The sequence below is a fragment of the Natronomonas salinimetallica genome (genome assembly GCF_013839515.1).
Lineage (GTDB): Archaea > Halobacteriota > Halobacteria > Halobacteriales > Haloarculaceae > Natronomonas.
In genome coordinates this window covers 22,687-46,113 of record NZ_JACDNQ010000004.1, presented here as the reverse complement: position 1 = coordinate 46,113, position 23,427 = coordinate 22,687, and the positions used below count along the sequence as shown (strand labels likewise).

General features: G+C 66.8%; 22 protein-coding genes and 2 other RNA genes. 20 read left to right on the top strand and 4 right to left on the bottom strand.

The features are described 5' to 3' along the window. The first annotated feature begins 44 nt into the window (after positions 1–44). From HZR14_RS04045 to hypF, 4 genes are read left to right on the top strand one after another with little or no spacing between them, the layout of a single operon-like run. Positions 45–839, top strand: a complete 795-nt coding sequence (locus tag HZR14_RS04045; protein WP_181691589.1) for a formyltransferase family protein — start codon at positions 45–47, stop codon at positions 837–839. Between the two features lie 2 nt (positions 840–841). Then, positions 842–1,216: a hydrogenase maturation nickel metallochaperone HypA/HybF gene (locus HZR14_RS04040; protein WP_181691588.1), complete on the top strand. Its 375-nt coding sequence runs from the start codon at positions 842–844 to the stop codon at positions 1,214–1,216. 58 nt (positions 1,217–1,274) lie between these two features. Continuing rightward, complete coding sequence (gene hypB, locus HZR14_RS04035) at positions 1,275–2,027, top strand: hydrogenase nickel incorporation protein HypB (RefSeq protein WP_255479166.1); 753 nt, start codon at positions 1,275–1,277, stop codon at positions 2,025–2,027. A 2-nt stretch (positions 2,028–2,029) separates the two neighbouring features. Continuing rightward, entirely contained in the window at positions 2,030–4,336 is a 2,307-nt protein-coding gene (hypF, locus tag HZR14_RS04030) for a carbamoyltransferase HypF (RefSeq protein ID WP_181691586.1), read from the top strand. A gap of 150 nt (positions 4,337–4,486) precedes the next feature. On the opposite strand, the gene gatB is transcribed toward hypF, so the two are convergent. Both gatB and HZR14_RS04020 read right to left on the bottom strand, forming a co-directional pair. Next, complete coding sequence (gene gatB, locus HZR14_RS04025) at positions 4,487–5,977, bottom strand: Asp-tRNA(Asn)/Glu-tRNA(Gln) amidotransferase subunit GatB (RefSeq protein ID WP_181691585.1); 1,491 nt, start codon at positions 5,975–5,977, stop codon at positions 4,487–4,489. A 105-nt stretch (positions 5,978–6,082) separates the two neighbouring features. Next, a complete protein-coding gene (locus tag HZR14_RS04020; RefSeq protein WP_181691584.1) occupies positions 6,083–6,853 on the bottom strand; it encodes an MBL fold metallo-hydrolase in 771 nt (256 codons plus the stop codon). 133 nt (positions 6,854–6,986) lie between these two features. On the opposite strand from HZR14_RS04020, the gene rnpB reads away from it, so the two are divergent. Then, positions 6,987–7,427, top strand: an RNA gene (gene rnpB / locus HZR14_RS04015) — RNase P RNA component. 45 nt (positions 7,428–7,472) lie between these two features. Here the strand turns inward: rnpB and HZR14_RS04010 are convergent. Next, entirely contained in the window at positions 7,473–8,582 is a 1,110-nt protein-coding gene (locus tag HZR14_RS04010; RefSeq protein WP_181691583.1) for an aminopeptidase, read from the bottom strand. Positions 8,583–8,705: 123 nt separating this feature from the next. Between HZR14_RS04010 and eif1A the strand changes: the two genes are divergently transcribed. The 4 genes from eif1A (at position 8,706) to HZR14_RS03990 (ending at position 12,149) form a co-directional block, all read left to right on the top strand. Then, a complete protein-coding gene (gene eif1A / locus HZR14_RS04005) occupies positions 8,706–8,999 on the top strand; it encodes a translation initiation factor eIF-1A (protein ID WP_181691582.1) in 294 nt (97 codons plus the stop codon). A gap of 178 nt (positions 9,000–9,177) precedes the next feature. Further along, on the top strand, positions 9,178–9,711 hold the full coding sequence (gene pyrE / locus HZR14_RS04000; RefSeq protein ID WP_181691581.1) for an orotate phosphoribosyltransferase: 534 nt from the start codon (positions 9,178–9,180) through the stop codon (positions 9,709–9,711). 90 nt (positions 9,712–9,801) lie between these two features. Beyond that, positions 9,802–10,518: a phosphoribosyltransferase family protein gene (locus HZR14_RS03995; RefSeq protein WP_181691580.1), complete on the top strand. Its 717-nt coding sequence runs from the start codon at positions 9,802–9,804 to the stop codon at positions 10,516–10,518. A gap of 182 nt (positions 10,519–10,700) precedes the next feature. Beyond that, positions 10,701–12,149, top strand: coding sequence for an NCS2 family permease (locus tag HZR14_RS03990; protein ID WP_181691579.1), 1,449 nt, complete (start codon positions 10,701–10,703; stop codon positions 12,147–12,149). A gap of 97 nt (positions 12,150–12,246) precedes the next feature. Here the strand turns inward: HZR14_RS03990 and HZR14_RS03985 are convergent, their stop codons facing one another. Further along, positions 12,247–13,152 carry an acyltransferase gene (locus HZR14_RS03985; RefSeq protein ID WP_181691578.1) on the bottom strand — a complete coding sequence of 302 codons (906 nt, stop codon included), beginning with the start codon at positions 13,150–13,152 and terminating at the stop codon, positions 12,247–12,249. A 193-nt stretch (positions 13,153–13,345) separates the two neighbouring features. On the opposite strand from HZR14_RS03985, the gene HZR14_RS03980 reads away from it, so the two are divergent. From HZR14_RS03980 to HZR14_RS03930, 11 genes are all read left to right on the top strand, one after another. Continuing rightward, on the top strand, positions 13,346–14,404 hold the full coding sequence (locus HZR14_RS03980) for an aldo/keto reductase (RefSeq protein ID WP_181691577.1): 1,059 nt from the start codon (positions 13,346–13,348) through the stop codon (positions 14,402–14,404). Between the two features lie 61 nt (positions 14,405–14,465). After that, positions 14,466–14,945 (top strand): pyruvoyl-dependent arginine decarboxylase, encoded by a 480-nt coding sequence (locus HZR14_RS03975; RefSeq protein ID WP_181691576.1) that lies wholly within the window; start codon positions 14,466–14,468, stop codon positions 14,943–14,945. A gap of 71 nt (positions 14,946–15,016) precedes the next feature. Further along, on the top strand, positions 15,017–15,355 hold the full coding sequence (locus tag HZR14_RS03970; protein WP_181691575.1) for a DUF5811 family protein: 339 nt from the start codon (positions 15,017–15,019) through the stop codon (positions 15,353–15,355). Between the two features lie 139 nt (positions 15,356–15,494). After that, a complete protein-coding gene (locus HZR14_RS03965; protein ID WP_181691574.1) occupies positions 15,495–15,767 on the top strand; it encodes a ribonuclease P protein component 4 in 273 nt (90 codons plus the stop codon). A 288-nt stretch (positions 15,768–16,055) separates the two neighbouring features. After that, positions 16,056–16,301 carry a YhbY family RNA-binding protein gene (locus HZR14_RS03960; RefSeq protein WP_181691573.1) on the top strand — a complete coding sequence of 82 codons (246 nt, stop codon included), beginning with the start codon at positions 16,056–16,058 and terminating at the stop codon, positions 16,299–16,301. Then, complete coding sequence (locus HZR14_RS03955) at positions 16,301–17,203, top strand: mechanosensitive ion channel family protein (RefSeq protein ID WP_181691572.1); 903 nt, start codon at positions 16,301–16,303, stop codon at positions 17,201–17,203. The genes HZR14_RS03960 and HZR14_RS03955 overlap by 1 nt, the downstream gene beginning before the upstream one ends. Before the next feature lie 97 nt (positions 17,204–17,300). Beyond that, an RNA gene (gene ffs / locus HZR14_RS03950) (signal recognition particle sRNA) lies at positions 17,301–17,616 on the top strand. A 95-nt stretch (positions 17,617–17,711) separates the two neighbouring features. Beyond that, positions 17,712–18,434 (top strand): SDR family oxidoreductase, encoded by a 723-nt coding sequence (locus HZR14_RS03945; protein WP_181691571.1) that lies wholly within the window; start codon positions 17,712–17,714, stop codon positions 18,432–18,434. Positions 18,435–18,520: 86 nt separating this feature from the next. Next, positions 18,521–18,994 (top strand): Lrp/AsnC family transcriptional regulator, encoded by a 474-nt coding sequence (locus tag HZR14_RS03940; protein WP_181691570.1) that lies wholly within the window; start codon positions 18,521–18,523, stop codon positions 18,992–18,994. Positions 18,995–19,273: 279 nt separating this feature from the next. Then, entirely contained in the window at positions 19,274–20,770 is a 1,497-nt protein-coding gene (locus HZR14_RS03935) for a proton-conducting transporter transmembrane domain-containing protein (RefSeq protein WP_181691569.1), read from the top strand. Further along, entirely contained in the window at positions 20,760–23,408 is a 2,649-nt protein-coding gene (locus HZR14_RS03930; RefSeq protein WP_181691568.1) for a DUF2309 domain-containing protein, read from the top strand. The genes HZR14_RS03935 and HZR14_RS03930 overlap by 11 nt, the downstream gene beginning before the upstream one ends. Positions 23,409–23,427 lie beyond the last annotated feature (19 nt).

Here is a 23,427-nt window from a genome sequence, read left to right as displayed (position 1 = left end):
GTTAAAACTGCCGGCTCGGCGTCCGAAATAGAGGTGACTGCGGCGTGAAGCCCCTCGTAGACGCCCCGTCACCGCTCTCGGTCGCAGTCCTCGTCTCGGAGAGCGACGTCCGTCTTCGGTCGCTCCTGTCGGGCGACCCGAACGGCCGGTACGAACTCGTCGGCGCCGTCGCGAGCCATCCGGACTGTGACGCCGTCGATACGCTTCGGGGCGACGGCGTTCCGGTCGCAGTCGAGGACATCGAGGCGTTCTATGCGGCACGGGATCTGCCCCTCTCCGAGCGTGAAGTCCGGCCGGCGTACGACGAACGGGTCTCGGCCGCACTGGATCGTTTCGACCCGGACGTGGTGGTCTGTTCGGGATATCGGTTCGTCCTGACCGACCCGGTACTCGAGCAGTACGCACCCCGGATCATCAGCGCCCACCACGCCGACCTGACGGTTCGAGAAAACGGCGAGCCGAAGTACCCGGGACTTCATGCGACGCGAGACGCCATCCTCGACGGGCAGTCCGTCACGCGGGAGACGACACACCTCGTGACACCGGCGGTAGACCGGGGGCCGCCACTGGTCTGTTCTCGGCCGTTTCCCATCCATGGAGACCTTGTTGCGAGTGCGCGCGAGAGCGGCGACGAGAACGTTCTCGATGCCTACGTCTATGCCCACCGCGAGTGGATGCTGCGGGCCGGTGGCGGCCCGACGCTGGAGACGGCAGTCGAACTGATAGCGGACGGTCGCGTGCAGCTCGGGGACGACTGCGTGTACATCGACGGGGAGCCCGGTCCCCTCCGACGTGGCGAGCAGCCGCGAAAGCGGCCGGCACGTCTCGGGGTGTCCTGACCGTGCACGAACTCTCGATAGCACAGTCGCTGGTCGATCAGGCCGTCGACACAGCGTCGGACCACGGTGCGGACCGTATCGACCGGCTCGAACTGGCGGTCGGCGAGGCGACCCACCTCAACCCCGACCAGCTCGTCTTCTGTCTCGAGAACGTCGTGGCCGGTACGCCCGCAGCGGATGCCGACGTCGTCGTCGACCCGGTTCCACCGGAGGGAACCTGCACCTGCGGGTGGTCAGGCGAGCCCGATACGCTCCCGGAACTGCCGATCGCGGCTCCGGACCTTCGCTGTCCGGAGTGTGGCGAGCGCATCGAACTCACCGCCGGGACGGAGTGTCGACTCGTTCGCATCTCGGTGCCCGAAGCCGTCGAGGCGTAACCGACAGACACGAATCATGTATTATCATTCATATCGGTTCGAACGAACGGCGAATCGGATGTTGACTGACCTGTTCGGCCCCCTCTCGATGCATCGGTTCGGTCACGACCGCGGCGATACTGATGGGGGCAGCGGGGATCACGACCACAACGATACTGGCGGGACCGACGTCCTCGCCCGCTACCGTGAGCGGGCGAGCGAGGTGCACGAACGGGTCGTTCACGACCACGGCGTCTCCTGTATCGAGTTTCTCGGCAGTACCGGCAGCGGGAAGACGACACTCCTCGAACGGCTGGTCGAACGCCGGCCGGCCGACGAACGGGTCGGTGCAATCGTTGGCGACGTCGCCGGAGACGACGACGCTCGCCGGCTCGAGGCCTGCGGCGTCGACGTCGTCAACGTCAACACCGGCAAGGAGTGTCACCTCGACGCGTCGCTGGTGGCCGATGCGGTCGACGAACTCGACCTGGAGACGCTCGACCGGCTTTATATCGAGAACGTCGGCAACATGGTCTGTCCCGCGGACTTCCCGCTGGGTGCGGAGGCACGCGTCCTGGTCGTGAGCACCACCGAGGGGGACGACGTGGTCCGGAAACATCCACTGCTCTTCCAGTCGTGTGATGCCGCCGTCGTAAACAAAACCGACATCGCAGATGCCGTTGGGGCCGATACGGACCGGATGCGTACCGACATAACGGAGGTCGCTCCCGACATGGAGGTGTTCGAAACCAACGCCCGTGACGGAAGCGGAACCGACAGACTCACGGAGTACCTCGCCGCGTCGGGCCGCGGGCACGCACACACCGATTGACAATGGGGGAGCGCCGCCGAGCGTCCGTCCGGATAGACGGCGTGGTACAGGGCGTCGGGTTCCGCCCGTTCGTCTACCGGACGGCACACGAAGCGGGCGTTGGCGGCTACGTTCGAAACGCCGGTGGCTACGTGGACGCCGAGTTCGAGGGGGACGACGAGACGGTGGAGGCTGTCCTCACGGCCCTTCGTTCGGAGAGTCCACCGCTGTCTGTCGTCAGGGACGTCGACGTGACGTGGACCGGAACGGAGGGGGTCGACGAGTTCGAGATTCGCGATTCGCGATCCGGCGAAGCGAGCGCCGACGGTAAGGAAGTTCCGGTGCCACCGGACACGGGCATCTGTGAGCAGTGTCTTGCGGACGTCCGGGACCCGGAGTCCCGGTATCACGACTACTGGGCGACCAGTTGTGTCGACTGCGGCCCCCGGTATACGGTCGTTCGCGACGTACCATACGATCGGAGCCGGACCTCGATGGCCGGGTTTCCCCTATGTGAGGGCTGCCGAGACCGATATGGGGACCCATCCGACCGACGCTATCACGCGCAGGCCGTCGCCTGTTCTGAGTGTGGCCCGGAGTTGCGATACGAGAGAGACGAACACGTAGTCGATTCCGGCCACGACGCGCTCGAGACGGCCAGCCAGGCCATATCGAACGGGCGAATTCTCGGAGTCAAGGGGGCCGGCGGAATCCATCTGGTCTGTGATGCGACCGACACGGCAGCCGTCAACGAACTGCGTGAGCGAACCGGCCGCAACTCGAAACCCTTCGCACTCATGGCCCCGTCGCTCTCCGCGGTCGAGTCCTTTGCGAGTGTCGGGGCGACCGAGCGTGAGGAGCTGACCGACGTTCGCCGCCCTATCACAGTCCTCGAAACGACCGCCGACGGGAAGTGGCTCGAATCGGTCGCACCGGGGCTGCACACGGTCGGTGTGATGCTGCCGTATTCGGGGCTTCATCACCTGCTTTTCGGCCGCGTCGACGGCCCACTGGTGATGACGAGTGCGAACCGACCGGGCGAGCCGATGGCAACGACCGGGGCCGCGCTGTGGAACGGTCTAGCAGACGTCGTCGACGGGGCGCTCTTACACGGCCGGGAGATCCTCGCCCGGTGTGACGACAGCGTCGTCAGGGTTGTGGACGGCGACAGCCGGTTTCTGCGCCGCTCCCGTGGGTGGACACCGCGGGCGCTTCCGAATCCTGCCGGCGGGAACGGGACGCCGACGGTACTGGCCCTCGGCCCGGGCCGAGACGTGACGGTTGCTGTCGCCGACAGTCAGCGAGTCGTCCTCTCACAGCACGTCGGCAACGTCGACGGTCCCCGCGGGGTTTCTTTCCACCGCGAAACTGTCGGCCGGATTACCGGCCTCTCGGGGACGGCCCCCGACGTCGTCGCCTGTGACCGGCACCCCGAATTCACGACGACAGCAGAGGCCGGTCGTCATGCCGATGGGGGACGCGACGGTCCCGAGAGGGTTGGCCATCACCATGCCCACGCGGCGGCGCTCTGTGCGGAACACGACGTGGAACGGGCGGTCGTGGTAACCGCCGACGGTACGGGGTACGGGCCGGACGGGACTATCTGGGGTGGTGAGGTACTGGATACGCGGTACGTGGAGGCAAAGCGCGTCGGCGGACTCGCCCCGTTCTCGCTGCCAGGTGGGGATACAGCAGTCACGTATCCGGCGCGCATCCTGGCGGATCTGCTCGACGATTCAGGTGTTATCGAGGAACGTCTGGTCGAGACAGGGGCTGTCGAGACGCCGGATGACGCCAGAGTCGTCGTCCAGCAGGCCGAACAAGGAATCAATGCACCGACGACGACCAGTGCCGGGCGCTTTCTCGACGCGGTCAGCGTACTTTTGGGTGTCGCTGACCGGCGGGGGTACCAGGGTGAGCCGGCGCTCCGCCTCGAAGCGGCCGCGAGCGAGGGCACGGCCCGTAAGATCGAGCTTCCGTTCACGACCGAAGGGGATCGGCGTGTTCTTGATACCCAGGCCCTCGTCTCGAAGCTGGCGAACACGGTCGGGGAATCGCCGACGGCTGACGTGGCCGCCACCGCGCAGGATGCACTCGCACGCGGACTGGCCGAACTCGCCATCGATGCCGCGAGCGAGCGCGACATCGCCACTGTGGGATTTACAGGCGGCGTCGCGTACAACGACGCGATCTTCACCAGGCTCCGTGAAACGGTAACTGACAGCGGTCTCGCCTTCATCGGACCGGATCGTGTCCCGCCGGGCGACGGCGGTATCGCGTATGGTCAAGCGGTCGTGGCGGCCGCTCGCCACCAGCCAGCCGACCGGTGAACCGACCATTCGCGTTCACCGCTCCCGGCTTTGGCGTAATTGACTGGTAGCCCGTCCAACCTGAGCCGGTTCTGGACAGGACGCCACGCGATATTCCGAGCCACGTTGTCACCTGCATCCATCCCCGGGTCGCTCGCCCCCGGAGGCTCATCATCCCTCGAGTCGCTCCCGAAGCAGTTCGTTGACCGTCCCCGGATCCGCGGAGCCGCCGGTCTCCGCCATCACCTGGCCGACCAGGAAGTTCAACGCGCCGTCCTCGCCCGCGTGGTAGTCCTCGACCGCGTCGGGATTCTCCTCGATCGCGTCGCTGACGGCCGCGGCGACGGCGTCGTCGTCGGTCTTGCCGAGCCCCTCGGACTCGACGACCGTCTCCGGATCGAGTCTGTCGTCGAGCATCCGCCGGAGGACGACCTCCTCGGCGTTTTTGACGGTGATCTCCCCGGTATCGACCAACTCGACGAGTCGGGTGAACTCCCCGAGACGGTCCGTGACGTCGGTGATCGCCATGTCACGGTAGTGGAGTTCGCCGAGGAGGTTGTCGGCGACCCACGTCGCGGCGAGGCCCGAATCGAACTTCTCGGCGATCCGCTCGTAGAAGTCGGCGACCTGCTTCGTCGAGGTGAGCTTCGAGGCCGACTCCGCATCGAGACCGTACTCCTCGCGGAAGCGCTCCCGGCGGGCGTCCGGGAGCTCCGGGATCTCGATCTCCTCTTTCCACCCCGAGACCCGAAGCGGCGGGAGATCGGCCTCCCGAAAGTACCGGTAGTCCTTTTCTTCCTCCTTCGAGCGCATCGAGACCGTGATCCCTCGGGACTCGTCCCAGTGTCGCGTCTCCTGTTCGACCTCCCGACCGCGTTGGATCGCGTTCTTCTGTCGCGTCTCCTCGTAGGCGAGCGCCTTCTCGGCACCCTTGTGGCTGGAGATGTTCTTGACCTCGGTTCGGTTGGCGGATTCGAGCGTCTCCTCGTCGATCCCGCCGCCCTCGTCGACCTCGGCGGCATCGACGATCGAGAGGTTCGCGTCGACCCGGAGACTGCCGTTTCGTGTGACGTCGAAGACGCCGAGATACTCGAGCACTTCGGTCAGCTTCGCGAGGAACGCCCGCGCCTCGGCGGCGCTTCGGAAGTCCGGCGCGGTGACGATCTCCATGAGCGGCGTCCCGGCGCGGTTGTAGTCGATAAGCGTGTACTCCGCGGTGTCGATCGATCCGCCGGCGTGCGAGAGGCTGCCGGGGTCCTCCTCCAGGTGGGCGCGCTCGATCTCGACCGTCCGGCGGTCGCCGTCGACGCCGAACTCGATCTCGCCGCTGTCGCAGATCGGCGCGTCGTACTGGGTGATCTGGAAGTTCTTCGGCAGGTCGGGGTAGTAGTAGTTCTTCCGGTGAAAGCGGGTCTCCTCGGGGATCTCCGATCCGAGCGCTTTGCCGACCTTGACGGCCGCCTCGACGGCACCCTCGTTGAGCACCGGCAGCGCGCCCGGCAGCCCGAGGCAGACGGGGCAGGTCCGGGTGTTCGGCTCCTCATCGTCGTCGGGTTGCGTCGAACAGCCACAGAAGATCTTCGTCTCCGTTTCGAGTTGGACGTGGACCTCGAGCCCGATGACGGCCGTGAGGTCCCGTTGCTCGGCGGTCTGGGCAGTCATTATTACGCCCTTTTCGCGCGGCGGCTTAGGCCTACCCCTTCGGCGGGGTCGAGACGACCCCTCGTCGTCGGAGGCCGGCGGGCAGTCGTCGGAGGCCGGCGGGCATCAGGCGGGGTCCGCACGCGAGCCGTCCCACTCGATCCGGCCCTCGTAGTGGAGTTTATCGAGGTGTGCTCGAACGGTCATCCCGGCCAGATCCCGGACGCCGGTGAGGTCCTTCCCGTAGGCCACATCGAGGATCTCCGCGACGTCCCTGTTGCCCGTCTCGACGGCCGCCAGCACGCGCGCTTCACGGCCGAGCCGATGTCGGAGCAGCCGTTCACAGACCGAAGGCGGGTCCTCGACGACCGGGCCGTGGCCGGGCGAGAGCCGCTCGGGAGCCATCGCCCGGACCCGACGGAGCGAGGTGAGATACGAGCGCATGTCGCCCTCCGGGGCCCCGACCACGACGCTGCCGTCCGCGACAGCGAGGTCACCGACGAGGAGCGTGCCGCCGGCGGCGAAGGCGACGTGTTCGGGGGCGTGCCCCGGCGTCTCATGGACCGAAACCGTTCCGCCGTCGACGAGGATCTCGGTTCCCTCCCGAAACGTCCGGTCGGGGGTGACGCCGGTCGCGTCGGTGAACGCCGCCTCCCGGCCGTACCGACACCACACTGTCGCGTCGGCGGCCTCAGCGTACGCCTGGACGCCGCCGACGTGATCCGGATGGTGGTGTGTGACGGCGAGGTGGGCGATACGGCCGAGTTCGGCCTCGAGGCGACCGTCGGGAGCGGCCGGATCGACGAGGAGGGCGTCCGATCGCCCCACGACGTAGGCCGCCGTTCGGCCGGTCGCCCCCCGAGTGGACACCGCGATCGGGACGCGTTCGATCCGCATACCCGTGGATCGGTGCTCCGGGGGCTTAAACGTGGGGCGGGGGGCTTCGGAGACGTACGTAGTCGGCGAGGCGGCCGACCGGCGACCCGTCCTCACCGAACGGCTTAAACCGCCGACCGGCGTACCGATAGCCGGCAGAGGAAGCCCGGTTCCCGTGGGCGGGGCGACGCCGTCGCGCCCATGAGGAAAGTCCCCCCACCCTCCGGGCAGGTGACCGGGCGCAAGCCCGGGGCGGGAGACCGCCGGCGCTGGAACAGAAACGAGACCACCCGCTCCGACCGATGAGGCGCGCTCGGCCATCGAAACGGCCGGCGGCGTTCGCGGGACCCCCGCGAACGGGCGAACCGACCCGTGAGGGAAGGGAGTTAACCCGCCGAGGGTCGGGCGGTCGCGGTTGCCTTCGGGCGATCGTGAACGCCACTTGCGAGCGGCGTTAGCCGCGAGCCGACGAGCGGGAACGGATGGAACGGCGAATCCTCACCGGTGCAAGTCCGCCGCGATTGGTAGCCCGGAGACGCGGCGGACGCTTAGCCGAATGCCGGGCCGAACAGAAGGGGGCTTACTCTCCTCAGCCGTTTTCGCTCGCCGAGCGGTGCTGCCGGTTTGCCGACGTCGTCCGCTACGGCTCGAAGCCCTCCTCGAACCGAAACGTCCCGTTCCGCTGGATCACGTCGCCGTCGATTTCGATCCGCGACGCCTCGGAGAGATCGGTTATCAGATCGACGTGGACCGCGGACTCGTTTCCCGACTCGTTGTCCGGCAGCGTCGCGTCGTAGGCGCGTCCGAGCGCGAGGTGGACCGTATCCCCCATCTTCTCGTCGAAGAGGATGTTGTCCGTGAATCGGTCGATACGCCGGTTCATCCCGACCCCCAACTCGCCGAGCCGGCTCGCCCCCGGGTCGGTTTCGAGCACCGCCTCGAGGGCGTCTTCGCCCCGTTCGGCGTCGAATTCGACGACCTCGCCGCCCTCGAAGACGAGCCGGACACCCTCGACCCGGCGGCCGTCGACCGTCATCGGGACGTCGAAAAAGACCTGCCCGTCCGTGTCGTAGGGGGCCGTAAAGACCTCCCCGGACGGGAGGTTGTGTGAGTCGTAGGCGACCGACGCCGCGGAGTTGATCGCCGTCCGGCCGGCGATCGACATCCGAACGTCGGTCCGGGGCTGATCGTCGCGCCCTTTGAGAATCCGGACGGTCTCGCCGTCGTCGAGGAGCGTCTGCACCTCCGACATCGTTTCGGCCAGCCTCTCCCAGTCGCGCAATACCGCCTCGTACACGAACTCCCGGTAGGCCGCATAGGACATCCCGGCCCGCTGTGCGAGGCTTCTGGTCGGGTGGACCGTCGAAACCCAGTCGGTGTCCATCCGGGCTTCTCTGACCTCGGTACGGGCGCTCCGGTAGGCCTGTCTGGTTTCGGCGTCGACGTCGGCCATCGCGGCGGTGTTTCGGCCCCCGCCGAGCCGGAGGTAGGCGTCGGCGCTCTCGAACAGTGCGAGGTCTGTCGCTCCGGCGTCGAACTCGCCTTCGTTGGCCCGTAGGTACGCCCGCCTCACCTCTTCGGAGCCGTAGGTGACCGTAGCGTTCGCGCCGACCTCGCCGAGGCGCTCTGCGACCGCGACCGCGAGGTCGTGCGCCCCTTCGGCGACGTCGACGACGACGTCGTCACCCGGCTCGATCCGCGCGCTCCAATCGACCAACACCTCGGCGTGTTCGCGTACTCGTTCGTCCATACCGGCGGTTCGGACCGGAGCGATTTATAAACCCGCCCAGCGGGCGTGATCGGATGGTAGAGCGGCGAGACTGACCTCTCAAATCGATAAAGGATTAAAGGGCTCCCTATCCAATCGGCGTGTATGAGCGACAACGAGGGACGAAAGAACCTCAGAATGCCTGACGACGACGAGGTCTTCGCCGTCGTTACGAACATGCTCGGGGCGAACCGGGTGAAGGTCCGGTGTATGGACGGCACCGAACGGACGGCCCGGATCCCGGGCCGGATGCAAAAGCGCATCTGGATCCGCGAGGACGACGTCGTACTGGTCGAACCGTGGGATTGGCAGGACGAGAAAGCCGACATCACCTGGCGCTACGAGAAACAGGAGGCCGACCAGTTGCGCGAGGAAGGGCACATCACCGATTCCGTCTAGTTCTTCGCGGTCCGTCCGGTTCGACGCTGTCCGTCCGTCCGGTTCGACGCTGTCCGTCCGTCCGGTTCGACGCTGTCCGTCCGTCCGGTTCGACGCTGTCCGTCCGTCCGGTTCGACGCTGTCCGTCCGTCCGGTTCGATTCCGCGCGGTTTTTGCCACCCACGGGCGAGGGGAACGTATGGTCAACCGAGAACTCATCGACGCGCTCCGAGACGCCGAGGCCGTCAAGTTCGGCGAATTCGAGCTCTCACACGGCGGCACATCGGAGTACTACGTCGACAAGTACGTCTTCGAGACCGATCCCCGCTGTCTCGGGCTCATCGCGTCGGCGTTCGCCGATCGGATCGACGGTGAGGAGGGGCGTCTCGCGGGCGTCGCACTGGGTGCGGTGCCGCTCGCCGCGGCGACGGCTGTCGAGACCGGCGACCCCTACGTCATCGTCAGAAAACAAGCCAAGGAGTACGGCACGGGCAACCGGATCGAGGGGGAACTCGAAGACGGCGAGTCCGTGGTCGTCTTAGAGGATATCGCGACGACGGGCCAAAGCGCCATCGACGCCGTCGATGCCCTCCGAGCGGCCGGGGCGGTCGTCGAGCGCGTCCTCGTCGTCGTCGACCGGGAGGAGGGTGCCGAGGCGACCCTCGCCGAGCACGGTATCGAGTTGGAATCGCTCCTGACGGCCTCCGACCTCCTGGCCGGCCACGACCGGTAGTGTCGCAGTGGAAGATATCCACTTTGCTGTCTATCATCGCGGAATTCGACACCGAAGTATTCAAACGCGTGCGGTATCCCTGGTGAACGTATGAACCGTTCGGAGAAGGCGGCCCTCCAGTTGCGAGCCGTCGACGTGTTGCGGACGCTGAAGGAGACGCGCACCTACGAGGAGCTTGCGGCGGAGACGGGGCTGCCCGCGGGGGATCTAAACCGGTACGTGAACGGCCACGTTCTCCCCGGCGAGCGCCGCGCCCGGCAGGTCGTCTCCGACGTCGGCGCTGATCTGTTGGCCGGGGCGCTCGATGCCCGCATCGACGTCGACGAGGAGGGGTACGTAGACAACTCGCGGCTCGTCTTCGATCAGGCGCTGTTGTCGCTCGTCCCGCCCGTCGCCGCCGAGTTGCTGGCGATCGACCCGCCGGACACGGTGTTGACGGCGGCGACCGACGGGATCACGCTGGCGGCGGCGATGGCGCGCCACTTCGGGGCACGATGTGCGTACGCGAAACAATCACGCGAGACCGCAGTCGAGGAGTTCATCGAGGCCCGACAGCGGCTCTCCTCGGGGATCGAGATCGATTATTACCTCCCGGCGAACGCGATCTCGGCGAACGACTCCGTGCTCGTCGTCGACGATCTCATCCGATCGGGAGAGACCCAAGAGCTCCTCTTGGAGATCGCCGGCGAAGCCGGCGCGGAGGTGGCCGGCGTATTCGCGCTCATCGCGGTGGGTACCGAAGGGGTCGACCGGGCTCGCTCACACACCGACGCACCCGTCGACGCGCTTCTCAAGCGCGATCAATGAGCGGCGACGTCCGCGCTCGTGTGCCCGGACGCGGATGGACGTCCACCGTCCAGTCGCAATGGATATCCACGCTCGTGTATTACCGTCCAGTCGCAATGGATATCCACGCTCGTGTATTGCTTTTCGCGGAGCGTGACGAAAACGTTTATCGCCTGATCCGACGGCATGCTCGAACGTGAACGATGGGCGTAACTGACTCACTCGCGGACTACTTCGATTTCGAGGCGCACGGGACGGATTTCCGCACGGAGACGGTCGCCGGCGCGACGACGTTTCTCGCGATGGCGTACATCATCGTCGTCAATCCGGTGATCCTCTCGGAGGCGATCATGACCGATCCCCCCACGGGGATGAACCAAAGCGAGGTCATCCAGATGCTCGCGGTGGTGACGATCCTGGCCTCGGTCGCGGGGATCGCCGTGATGGCTTTCTACGCCAAGCGGCCGTTCGCGCTGGCTCCGGGGATGGGGCTGAACGCGTTCTTCGCGTTTACCGTCGTGCTCGGACTTGGCGTCCCCTGGCAGGTCGCTTTGGCCGCGGTGTTCGTCGAGGGCGTTCTGTTCATCGCGTTGACCGCCGTCGGCGCACGCCGGTACGTCATCGAGTTGTTCCCCCAACCGGTCAAATTCGCCGTCGGGGCCGGCATCGGTATCTTCCTCCTGTTTCTCGGACTCCAGGAGATGAACGTCGTCGTCGAGTACCCCGGCGGGACACTCGTCCAGTTGGGAAATTTCTTCCTCGAACCGACGGCCATCGTCGCCGTTGTCGGTCTCGCGCTGACGCTGTTTCTCTACGCGCGCGGGTTCAAAGGCTCGATCATCGTCGGCATCCTCACGACGGCGCTCGCCGGCTGGCTCGTCGCGCTCTTCGTCCCCGGCCAGGAGGAGGCGTTCGCGCCGCCGAACACGATCGAAGTCATCCGTGAGGTCGGGCTTACGACCTATCTGCTCGACGTCCAGTACAATTTCATGCCGCTCGTCGAGGGGTTTCTCCAGGGACTCGGCGGGATCACCGAGGACCCGCTCGTCTTCGCCCTCGTCGTCTTCACCTTCTTCGTCGTCGACTTCTTCGATACCGCCGGGACGCTCATCGGCGTCTCGGGGATCGCCGGCTTTCTCGACGACGAGGGGAACCTCCCCGAGATGGACAAGCCGCTCATGGCCGATGCAGTCGGGACGACCGTCGGTTCGATGATCGGTACCTCGACGGTGACGACGTACGTCGAGTCGTCGACGGGGATCGAGGAGGGCGGCCGGACGGGCTTTACGGCGTTGGTCGTCGGGCTCTTTTTCATCGCGGCGCTCGCGGTGGTCCCGCTCGTCAGTCTGCTTCCGCTGTATGCGACCTACATCGCGTTGGTCGTCGTCGGAATCATCATGCTGCAGGGAGTCTCCGAGATCGACTGGGATGACCCGGTCTGGGCGATCTCGGCGGGGCTTACCATCACCGTGATGCCGCTGACGGCGTCGATCGCCGACGGCCTGGCAGCCGGAATCCTCAGCTACCCGATCGTCAAACTCGCCGTCGGGGAGGGTCGCGACGTCACCCCCGGACAGTGGCTCTTGGCGCTCGCGCTCGTGATCTATTACGTCCTGTTTTTCCTCGCCGACGGGGCGTTCGTCGCGTTCTGATTGAGTGGCAACGCGGTGGACGAGAGGGCGTTTGGGGGATCCTCCTCGGCTCCCGACGGTACAGCGACTGGGCCTGACCGAGCGGTTGCAGAACGCCCTATCGGCCCGCTGGTGGACGCAGGTCCCGTTGGAACTCGTCGAACTGTTCGAGGTCCTCGGGGAGGTCGTACTCGAGTCGCCGGCCGGCCCGCCCGTCCGGGTGATCACCGTCCAGCGGTTCGGCGGCGTCCTCCCAGCCGGGTTTGATCCGGACGCTCGTGGCGGGCTGGCCCACGACGACGTGGTGGGCGGGCACGTCCGATTGGACGACGCTGCGAGCGCCGACGATCGAGTTCTCGCCGACCCGACAGCCGGCTCTGATCATCGCATCGAAGGTGATACGGACGTCGTCCTCGACGATCGTGCGATAGTTGTCGACTTCGGTCTGATCGACGATGTCGTGGTCGTGGCTGTAGACGTGGACGCCGTCCGATACGGAGACGCGGTCGCCGATCGACAGCGTCCCGCGGTCGTCGAGGTGGACCTCGTCGTGGACGACGACGTTGTCGCCGACGGAGATGTTGTGGCCGTAGGTGAAGGTGATTCCTTTGAAGAACCGACAGCCGTCGCCACACTCCGCAAAGAGGTGATCGGCGAGCATCCGGCGAAACCGCAGCGCGAACTCGACGTTGTCGGCCATCGGCGTGGCGTCGAACTGCCGCCAGAGCCACTGGAGGTGTTTCGAGCGCTCGAAGGCTTCCTCGTCCTTCTCGGCGTAGTACTCGCTTTCGAGCGTCGCGTTACAGGGATCGTATCCCTGGAGTCGGACCCGCTCGGCGGCGGAGACGTCCGCCCCGGCCTGCCATCGTTCGTACGCGCGACGGTCGCCGTGGAGGTCGACGAGAACGTCCTCGACGACCGCACAGGTGTCCTCCTCGCCCGAAAGCCGGCTGTCGACCTCCTCGATGAAGGCACCGAGGCCGTCCTCGGCGTCGGCCGGCAACGAGACGTGACGCTTCGTCATACCAGCGTTCAGGGCGGCGTGGTTGTTAGGGGTTGCTGTTGTGAGCGGCGCACACGACCGATGCGGGGTCGTATATACGTTTCTGGATCCCCGTGCAAACGGTAATACTGGCCGCGGTCCGGCTCCGTCCACGCCGGTGTCGCAGAACGGACCGCGAGGGATAAGTGGATCAAAACACAAACGAGGATACATAATGAACTACCGAACGCTCGGGACCTCTGGCGTCGAGGTTTCGGAGATCGGCTTCGGCGCGTGGGTCGTCGGCAGCGACTGGTGGGTCGACAGAAGCGACGAGGAGGCCGTCGACATGGTCCGGTATGCGATCGATCAGGGGATCACCTACTTCGATACGGGCGACGTATACGGCCACGGCGCGTCCGAGAAGCTCATCGGCCGGGCCCTGGAGGGCGTCCGCGACGAGGTCACCGTCGCGACGAAGATCGGGTACGACTTCTATAACAACCCCCAGGCGGGCCACGGCGAGTTGCCGAAGGAGATGAACCGGGCGTATCTCGAGGAGGCCTTCGAGCGGTCGCTCGACCGGCTCGGCCTCGACCGGATCGACGTCCTCCAGTTACACAACGCGAACGTCGAGGAAGTCGACAATGACGTCTTGGCGTTTCTCGACGAACTGAAAGAGGAGGGTCGTATCGACGCCGTCGGCTGGGCGCTCGGCCCCTCGATCGGCTGGCTCGCCGAGGGCGATATGGCGATCGAAGAGGAGTTCGATGCCGTCCAACTCGTCTGGAACGCCTTCGAACAGGAGGTCGGCGGCCACTTCCTCGAAACGATCGAACGGACCGGCTCCACGACGAGTCTCATTCCCCGCGTTCCGCACTCCTCGGGGCTGTTGAACGAGCAGGTGCGCCCGGAGACGGAACTCGGCGAGGGCGACCACCGCGCGTACCGCCCCGACGAGTGGTACGAGACGGGCTGGGAAAAACTCGAGACACTCCGGTTTCTGGAGGCGGACGGCGAACGGACGATGTCCCAGGCGGCCCTCCAGTGGCTTCTGTATCACGACGCCGTTGGGACGGTCACGCCGACGTTTCGGACCCGCGAGGACATCGACGAGTGGGCCGCCGCGAGCGACGTGGCCGCGCTCTCGGATGCGGAGTACGAACGCGTCCAGGAGCTGTACGCCGGCGACTTCGGCATCGACGGCGACGACGGGATGGACGCGCTGCGCTCGTCGGTCGGCGGCGAGGACATCGACTCGGCGGGGCTCGACAAGGAGTCGGCCGGGAGCTAACCCGGCTCTCGCCCCGGCGGTATCCCGGCGTTTTTATTCGTCGATCACCCATCTCCGAGCGATGGGTACCATCCGAATCGTCCGTGGAACCGGGAGCGGCCCGACCGCGATGGCCGCGTACGACGCCGCGCTCGCGGACGGGAACGTCCACAACTACAACCTCGTGTCAGTCTCGTCGGTCGTGCCGGCGAACGCGACCATCGAGGTCGTCGGCGACGCGCCGGATCTCGGTCCCGCCGGCGAGCGACTGACCGTCGTCGAGGGGCGGGCGACCGTCGGTCCCGACCGCCCCGACCGGGCCGTTGCGAGCATCGGATGGGACAGGGTGCCCGAGGGACCGGGGATCTTTTATGAGTCCTCCGGGACCGATCCCGAGGGGGTGTCCGAGCGGGTCGAACGCGGACTCGCCGCCGGCCGGGAGCTCCGCGAGTGGGCCTTCGGTGAGACTGGCCGGGAGGTGGTCATCGCCAACCCGGACCCGGACCGGTACACGGCGGCCGTCGTTCTCGCGGTCTACGGGGAGAGCACCCCGCTGTTGTAGCCCGGCTCGATGTCGCCTCTCACAGTGGCCGACGGCTTTTTATTCGCGTACGCTGTATCCGGACCCGTTCAATGCACGGAAACACGCCATACGCCGGCTCGCCGACCCCCGACGCCGAGGTGACGCCCGAGCACCGACGCCTCCTCCGTCAGGACCTGATACGCGTGGCGGCGTCGACCCGGGAACTGCTCTCGGACGAGTTCGTCGTCGGCGGCGAAATCTCCGACGACGACGGCGCGCTCCAGGCGACGGTCGCGGTCCAGCCGCCGGCCGGGTCGGTCGTGTCCACGGGGCTCGACGCCGAGGCCGACGGGGACGCCGACGTCGAGACGCTGGCCCGTGATCTCGCCGCCGGGGCCGTCCTCGAGGCCAAACACGCCGCCCGCGACACTCACAGCTCCGCGAGCTGATACTGCTGGCTGTCCGTTGCGACCGAATGGCGTCCCCGGGGTCGCGGCTCGCGTGCGATGGGGACAGCCAGCAGTACGAGGCGGGACGTCCCGCCCCGTTACAGAACGCCTTTGTGCGCTGCCCGGAAATCCACGTAGCGTGACCGTCGCCGAGGAGCGCATCGTCCGGTTGGAAGAACTAGCGCGGCGAGCGGCCCGCTCCGGCGAGCCGGATCTTGCCCGCCGGTACGTCCGTCGGGCACGCCGAATCGCGGAACGAAACCGGCTCCCGTTGCCGAAACGGTTCAAGCGGTTCACCTGTGACCGTTGTGATCGATATCTCGTCCCGGGACGGACGGCCCGCGTCCGAACCAGGTCGGGACACGTCGTCGTGACCTGCGATTGTGGGGAGCAGGCGCGGTATCCGTACTGATACTGTCGGACGTACCGACTCGAATCGCGGGGTACTCGACACGCACGTTCGACCGGCGGTTTGGACATGGACCGAGCCGGACGTTCACGAACGGACGTCCGACAGTATTATACTGACGAACAAAAGAATGTACACACGACGCACGAGGATCACGCCGTTCGACGGAGCGAACGGCGGATCACTCGTGAGTCGGTTTCATTTGATTTCGTCCACCAGTATGAGTCCCCCGCCCGGAGTCGGGGGCCGCTCGTGTGTCAGCTTTTTATAATCTGCGGCTGAATGAGGGGTATGCCGAACGAAGACACAATGTCCCGGATACACGACCTCGAAGTAACTGTCTGGGTCGGTAAGTCCGGTCTCGACCCGGTCGTCGACGAACTGTCGGATCAACTGGCCGACCGAGGCCTCGTGAAGGTGAAATTCCTCCGGGCGGCGCGTGGCGACACCTCGACGGACGCGTTGGCCGAGGCCCTCGCCGAGCGGACCGGTGCGGACCTCGTGGACACCCGCGGACACACGGCCGTCTACAAATAATGACGCCGCTACAGAACGGCATCGGTGTGTGGCTCGGTGAGACGCTCGAATCGGTCGGTCTCCCACCCGAAGTAGCGGGGCCGCTGGGCGAAACGGCCATCGGCGTGGCGATGTTCGCGGCCGCGTTCGTGATCCTCTACACCGTCGGCAAACAGGGCGTCCTCCCGATCGTCGAGCGGATACTGAACGCCCGGGACCTCGATCGGCACGCGAAGGCGCCGATCCGGAAGATGGTCTGGATCCTGTACCTGTTCGTCGGTATCACGATCGCGTTCGGAGTCGCGGGCTACGACGATTTTCTCAGATCGCTCGCGACGGTCGCCGCCGCCGCGACGCTCGCGATCGGCTTCGCGATGCAGGACGTCCTGAAGAACTTCGTCGCCGGCGTGTTTATCTTCACGGAGAAGCCGTTCAAGATCGGCGACTGGATCGAGTGGGACGGCAACTCCGGCGTCGTCGAGGATATCAGCCTCCGGATCACCCGGCTCCGGACCTTCGACAACGAGCTTCTGACGGTTCCGAACTCCCAGCTCACCGACAGCGTCGTCAAGAACCCCGTCGACGCCGACACGCTCAGAATCAAGTTCGTCTTCGGCATCGGCTACGACGACGACGTCGAGGCCGCGACGGAGATCATCCTCGAGGAGGCCCGCGCCCACGAGGAAATCATGGACGACCCCGATCCGTCGGTCCGGCTGACGGAGCTCGGTGACTCCTCCGTCGGCCTCCAGTCGCGGATCTGGATCGAGAATCCCTCGCGGGCCGACTTCGTAAAGACCCGCGGGGAGTACGTCGAACGCGTCAAGGCCCGCTTCGGCGAGGAGGGGATCGACATCCCCTACCCGCACCGGACGCTCACCGGCGGCCTCGAGGTCGCGGACGGCCCCGTCGCCGACGAGTAACGCGTTCGGTATCTTTCGGCGTTCAGACCTCGCCCCCCGATCGCCCGACTGTGGGGGATAGAGACGAAAGACCCTTATGTATCAGCCGTGTATTCCCGAATGGACTAGGTCGGGCGGTTAGGCCCCGCTCACAACCCGCGCTATGGTCTTTAGCGGGGACCGAAGCCGGGGTACGTCCGGGCCAACCGGTACGGGCCCCGCAAGCTAACGTCGAAGCCTCGTCCTGCGAGGGCAGCGGTCCGCGTGCCGACGTCTGCAGGGACGTTCGGGCGCGGTTAACCACGGGGAATCCGCCAGGCACGGAAGTGAGCAGCGGGCCCGTGGACAGCTGTCGCCCGCGGGGTCGCGGGGTGGAGGAGGCACGCGGGACTCCCCGTATCGAGCGGCCCGGGCACCCCCCGGGTCCACCATTCATCGGCTACTCGTCTCCCGTCCGCCAGCGCCCGGTCTCTCCGGCCGCCCGAGCGCATCGGAACCGTTTATCACCGTGACCGCCGTGTCTACGGATATGTCCGAGACGCTCGAAGACGAGACGGTGATCGTCACGGGAGCGAGCAGCGGGATCGGGGCGGCGACCGCCGAGGCGCTGGCGGCGGCGGGGGCCAACCTCGCATTGGGGGCGCGCAGCGAGGGGCGAATCGCCGCCCTGGCTGACCGACTCGACACCGACGCGCTCGCCGTCGAAACCGACGTCCGTGAGGAGGACGCCGCGACGGCGCTGATCGAGGAGACGGTCGAGCGCTTCGGCGGGATCGACGTCCTCGTGAACAACGCCGGGGTCGGTCGCGGGAGCGCGGTCGAGGACCTCTCGACCGACAAGTACCGCCAGATGATGGAGACGAACGCCGACGGAATGTTCTTCACCAGCCGCGCCGCCCTGCCGCACCTCCGCGAGTCGGGTGGGACGGCGATCTTCCTCGGCAGTTTCGCCGGACAGTACCCCCGATCGTTCAACCCCGTCTATGCGGCGACGAAGTGGTGGACTCGCGGCTTCGCAAAGAGCCTCTCCGCGCAGGCCGGTGAGGACGTCGCGGTAACCGTGATAAATCCCTCGGAGGTCCGCACCGAGTTCGGGGCCGAGGACGGCGAGAGTTTCAACGAGCGGTTCGAACCGGGGTCGGTCACCGAACCCGAGGAGATCGCCGAGGCGATCGTCTTCGCGGCCACCCGGTCGCCGTCGATGGTGAGCGAACTGGATCTGTTCCGACAGGACAAACTCACGGACTTTTGAACGGACCGCGGCCCGCGAGGGCCACCGCTCCCCGGGGCGACCCCCGGAGGGGAAGCACCTTTGTCGGCGACGTGTGAGATACCGGCATGGCCGAGACGGACATCGACGACGTCGACAGGGCGATCCTACACGCGCTACAGGAGGATGCCCGGAAGACGTCGTCGGGTGACATCGCCGAACGGACCGATACGTCCGACAGCACCGTCCGCAAGCGCATCCAGCGGCTCGAATCCGCGGACGTAATAAAGGGATACAGCGCCGAGGTCGACTACCAGCAATCGGGATACCCGCTCCGGATGCTGTTGTTCTGTACCGCCTCGATCCCGGAACGGGGTGGGCTCGTCCCGGAGATCCTGGACATCGACGGCGTCGTCTCGGTCCAAGAACTCGTGACGGGCGAACAGAACCTCCTCGTGACTGCCGTCGGGGAATCCGACGACGACATCACCCCGGTCGCACAGGAGCTGCTTGATATGGGACTGGCCGTCGCCGACGAGGTCCTCGTCCGGGGCCACGAGACGACGCCGTTCGGCGGGTTCGCTACCGAGACGGAGGAGTGATGCGGATCGATGTGATGCGTTCTCGGTGAGCGTCAGTCCGGTCGGCCTCGGGGCGGAGAGGTGCTCTTTCGACGCCGACGGCTGTCCTCGAGCGTGTGCCCGGCGGCCGTTTTGACGGTCCGGACACGTCCGCCAGCCGTGGGTACTGGAAACCGTGACGGCCACGCGCGATAAAAACCGTACTGTTCTATAATGCACTATTTTAGACCAATCTGGTAATATAGAAGAGTTTAATACTCATTCTGTTCGTAGAGGGTGGTACAGACGACCGATCAAACGATGACAGGACAGGAACGGCCCACGACGGTTGGACGGATCGAGAACGCGCGGACGCCATCGTCCGCTGTGCCGAGGGCGTTGACCCGGCTCGTGTGGGCGCTGTGGCTCGTGAGCCTCGGTGTGCTCGCGTTCCGGATCCGGAACGGTGGAACGTGGGAGGTCGCCGGCCTGTTCAGAATCGACGGGCTGACCGTCGTGATGTGGGTGGCCGTGACGTTCTTTAGCGGGGTCGTCCACAGCTACTCGCGACGCTATATGGCCGGGAGCCGACATCGAACCCGGTTCTTTTCGCGCGTGTTCGCGTTCACCGCCGTCGTCGCGCTGTTGGTCGCGGCCGACAGCGTCGTGTTGTTTGCGGCCGCGTGGCTGGCGATGGGGCTCGTGATGGCCGATCTTATTGGGCTCGTCCGTGGGTGGCCCCAGGCGCGGGCCGCCGCCAGCGTCGCACGCCGGTACTTTCTGGCGGGGAGTGCGTTTCTCACCGTCTCGCTCGCGACGCTGTGGTGGCACACCGGCGAGACGACCGTCTCCGGGATCACGTCGGCACTCGGGACCGTCCCCTCGACGGGCGTGCTGTTCGCGGCCGGTACGCTGTTGGCGGCGGCGATGGTACAATCCGCCCTGATCCCGTTTCACACGTGGCTCCTCTCGTCGATGACGGCTCCGACGCCGGCGTCGGCGCTGATGCACGCCGGGTTCGTCAACGCGGGCGGCGTCCTTTTGACGCGGTTCGCTCCCGTGGTCGGGGCCGACCCCGGATTCATGCTCGTGGTCGTACTCGTCGGCGCGGGCAGCGCCCTGCTCGGCAAGCTGTTGAAGTCGGTCCAATCGGACGTCAAGCGCCGGCTCGGCTGTTCGACGACCGGCCAGATGGGGTTCATGATCATGCAGGTCGGACTCGGGTTCTTCGCCGCCGCCATCGCACACCTCCTCATCCACGGGTGTTATAAGGCGTACCTGTTCCTCTCGGCGGGGGGGCGCGTCGAGCACACCAGCCCGGCGACGCTCGAAAAGAACGTGAGGGCCGGCTCCCCCGGCGTCGTCGGTGCCGCCGTGATCGGCTCGAGCGCACTCGCGGGCGGCGCACTGTTCGCCGTTCTGACGGGGAAGGGGACGAGCCTCGACGGCGGACTCCTGTTGACGGGGCTCGTCGCCCTGACGACGCTCCACGCCGCCTGGACCGCCGTGGGGTCGACCGCCCTCTCGCCAGCCATCAGGTACGGCCTCGTTCCGCTCGTCTTTCTGCCCGCGATCGCGGTCTATGCAGCCGTCTACGTGACCATCGACGGGCTCTTGGTGGACGTCCCGCTCGGCACGTCGCCGGCCGAACTGACGCCCGTCCACGGCGTGGTCGCGGCCGCGTTCCTCGTCGCCTACGTCGCGATCGAAACCGGCGTTTACAGGCGCAGCGAGCGCCTGTACGTGGCGTTTTTGAACGCCACTCGGTCGCCGCCCGGAACCGTCTTGACGTCCAGAGAGGAGTACAATGAGTACTGAGACCACAATCCACGACAGCATCGAACAGGCAGCGACCGCGGTCGCTCCCGTCTGGCCGCTTCACTCCTTCGTGACGGCGAACCCACTCGCAGGGTTCGAAGACCGGCCGTTCTACGAGGCGGTCCGCCGCGCCGAAGGCCGCTTCGGCGGCGCGGGCTATCCGAGCGCCGAGACGTTCCGTCGGGCCTACGAGGAGGGGCGGATCGATCCCGACATCCTGGCGGCCGAACTCGACGAGCGAGGCGACGACCACGGCCGGGACGGCGATGACGATCACGAGACGCTCTTGACACACATGGCCGCAGACGACGGGTCGTCGGGGGGCAACGGGACAGCGGACGACGGGTCGTCGGGGGGCAACGGGACAGCGGACGACGGGTCGTCGGGGGGCAACGGGACAGCGGACGAACGGGTCGATGCGCTGTTGACGAAGTGGCTATCGGCCTTTCTCGACCAGGGCCAAGCCGAGTGGCCGATGCCGAACCGCGAGGCGGGATTCTATGCCGCGTTCCGCGCGGCGGCGCGCCACGACGGCGCGATCCCGAACCGCGAGGCCATCGCGGCCCTCCCCGAAACCCCCGTCCGGGCGATCGAGCAGGTCCTCTCCGGACGTCCGAAGGACCGCTGGGTGTCCATCCTCGAAGACCACCTGACGGCCCTGCCGGGATGGACCGGGCTGATCAAGCGACGTGCCGCCGAGGGATCCGCCTGGCAGTCGGCGTATCCCATCACGCTCGTCGAGTACCTGGCGGTGCGGTTGACGCTCGTCGACCTGTTCGATGCGGCCGTAGATCCGTCTCGGGCGACGGCCGATACACGCGGTGGGAGTGCCGACAGACCGGGCGGAGCCGACGCCGTAGACGCCGAGGGCGGGCCACCACTCGAGGAGGGCTGGCTGACCGCCTGGGAGGCGACCTATCGCGAGCGACTGGCCGACGCCGTCGCCGACGAGTCCGCGTCGCTCTCCGAGCGTGGCGACGCCCGGCCGGACGCGCAGTTCGTGTTCTGTATCGACACACGCTCGGAGATCATCCGCCGCCACATCGAGGCCGCGGGCGAGTACGAAACCCACGGCTACGCCGGGTTCTTCGGCGTCCCGATGCGGTATGAGGGGTACGATGCCGACGCGGCCGTCGACGCCTGTCCGCCGATCCTCGATGCCCGACATCGCATCACGGAGCGTCCGCGTACGCATTCGGACGGACCGAGTGGTCGTGGGTGTGCGGACGAGCGGAAAGGCCGCGCCGACGGCGGGTACGCACACGGCCCTCGCGGTCGCCACGGCCGGTACGACCGCTGGTCCGACGCCCTCGAGACGGGAGCGACGCTCCTGAAATCGCTCAAATCGAACGCCGCGACCGCGTTCAGCTTCGTCGAGGCCGCCGGCAGCGGGTACGGCCTCGCGCTGGCCGCCCGGACGCTCTCACCCGCTCGCGCGTTCGACCTCGTCGAGGCCATCGAGGGGCGTCTCCCGGATGCCCACGAGGTCCGTGTGCCGGCAGTCGATCGCGATCCGAGCGACGACGGCGACCTCCCGCTTGGGCTGACGCTCGCGGAGAAAGTCGAGTACGCCGAGACCGCCTTCGGCTTGATGGGCTGGGAGACGTTCGCCCGCGTCGTCGTCTTCGCCGGCCACGCCAGCCGGACGGCGAACAACCCCTTCGATTCGGGCCTCGATTGTGGGGCCTGTGCCGGCAACCCCGGCGGGCCGAGCGCCCGCGTCCTCGCGAACATCTGTAACGACGAGGCGGTCAAAAATGAACTCCGTGAGCGTGGCTTCGACGTCCCGGCCGATACCGTCTTTCTCGCCGGCGAACACAATACGACGACCGACGAGGTGACGCTGTACGCCGGGGACGTACCGGCGAGCCACGAGGACGACGTCGAACGTCTCCGTTCGGACCTCGCGGCCGCCCGCGCCGACGCGGCCGCGGAACGCGTCGAATCCATGCGGTCGGAGGGCGATACCGGCTCCGAGGCGGCCGCCGTTTCGAACCGGACTGCCGTCCGCGAGACGGAGCGCCGCGCCGCCGACTGGGCGGAGCCCCGCCCGGAGTGGGGACTGGCCGGCAACGCCGGGTTCGTCGTCGGCCCGCGCGAACTCACCGCCGACCTCGACCTCGCGGGCCGGTCGTTTCTCCACTCCTACGACTGGCGGACCGACGAGACGGGCGAGGCACTCGAAGCCATCCTGACGGGGCCGATGGTCGTCACCCAGTGGATCAACGCCCAGTATTACTTTGCGACCGTCGACAACGCCGCCTACGGGGCCGGTTCGAAGGTCACCCACAACCCCGTCGGGAACGTCGGCGTCTATCAGGGCAACGGCGGCGACCTGCTGACCGGTCTCCCGCTCCAATCGGTCATGGCCGCCGGCGGCCAGCCGTACCACCAGCCGCTGCGCCTCTCGACCGTCGTCCATACCCCCAGAGACCGCGTGACGGACGTCCTCTCTACACACCCGGATATCGCCGAACTGCTCGATAACGGCTGGCTCTCGCTGACCGTCGTCGATCCCACACGGAACGACGGCGTATTCCACTACGACGGCGATCTGTGTTGGAACACCACGCGCGACGACGGTGGAGCGACCGCGTCCCCCGAACCGACGCAAGCGCCCCCGGCCGCGGACGACTGACCGGCCCGCCTCCCGAACT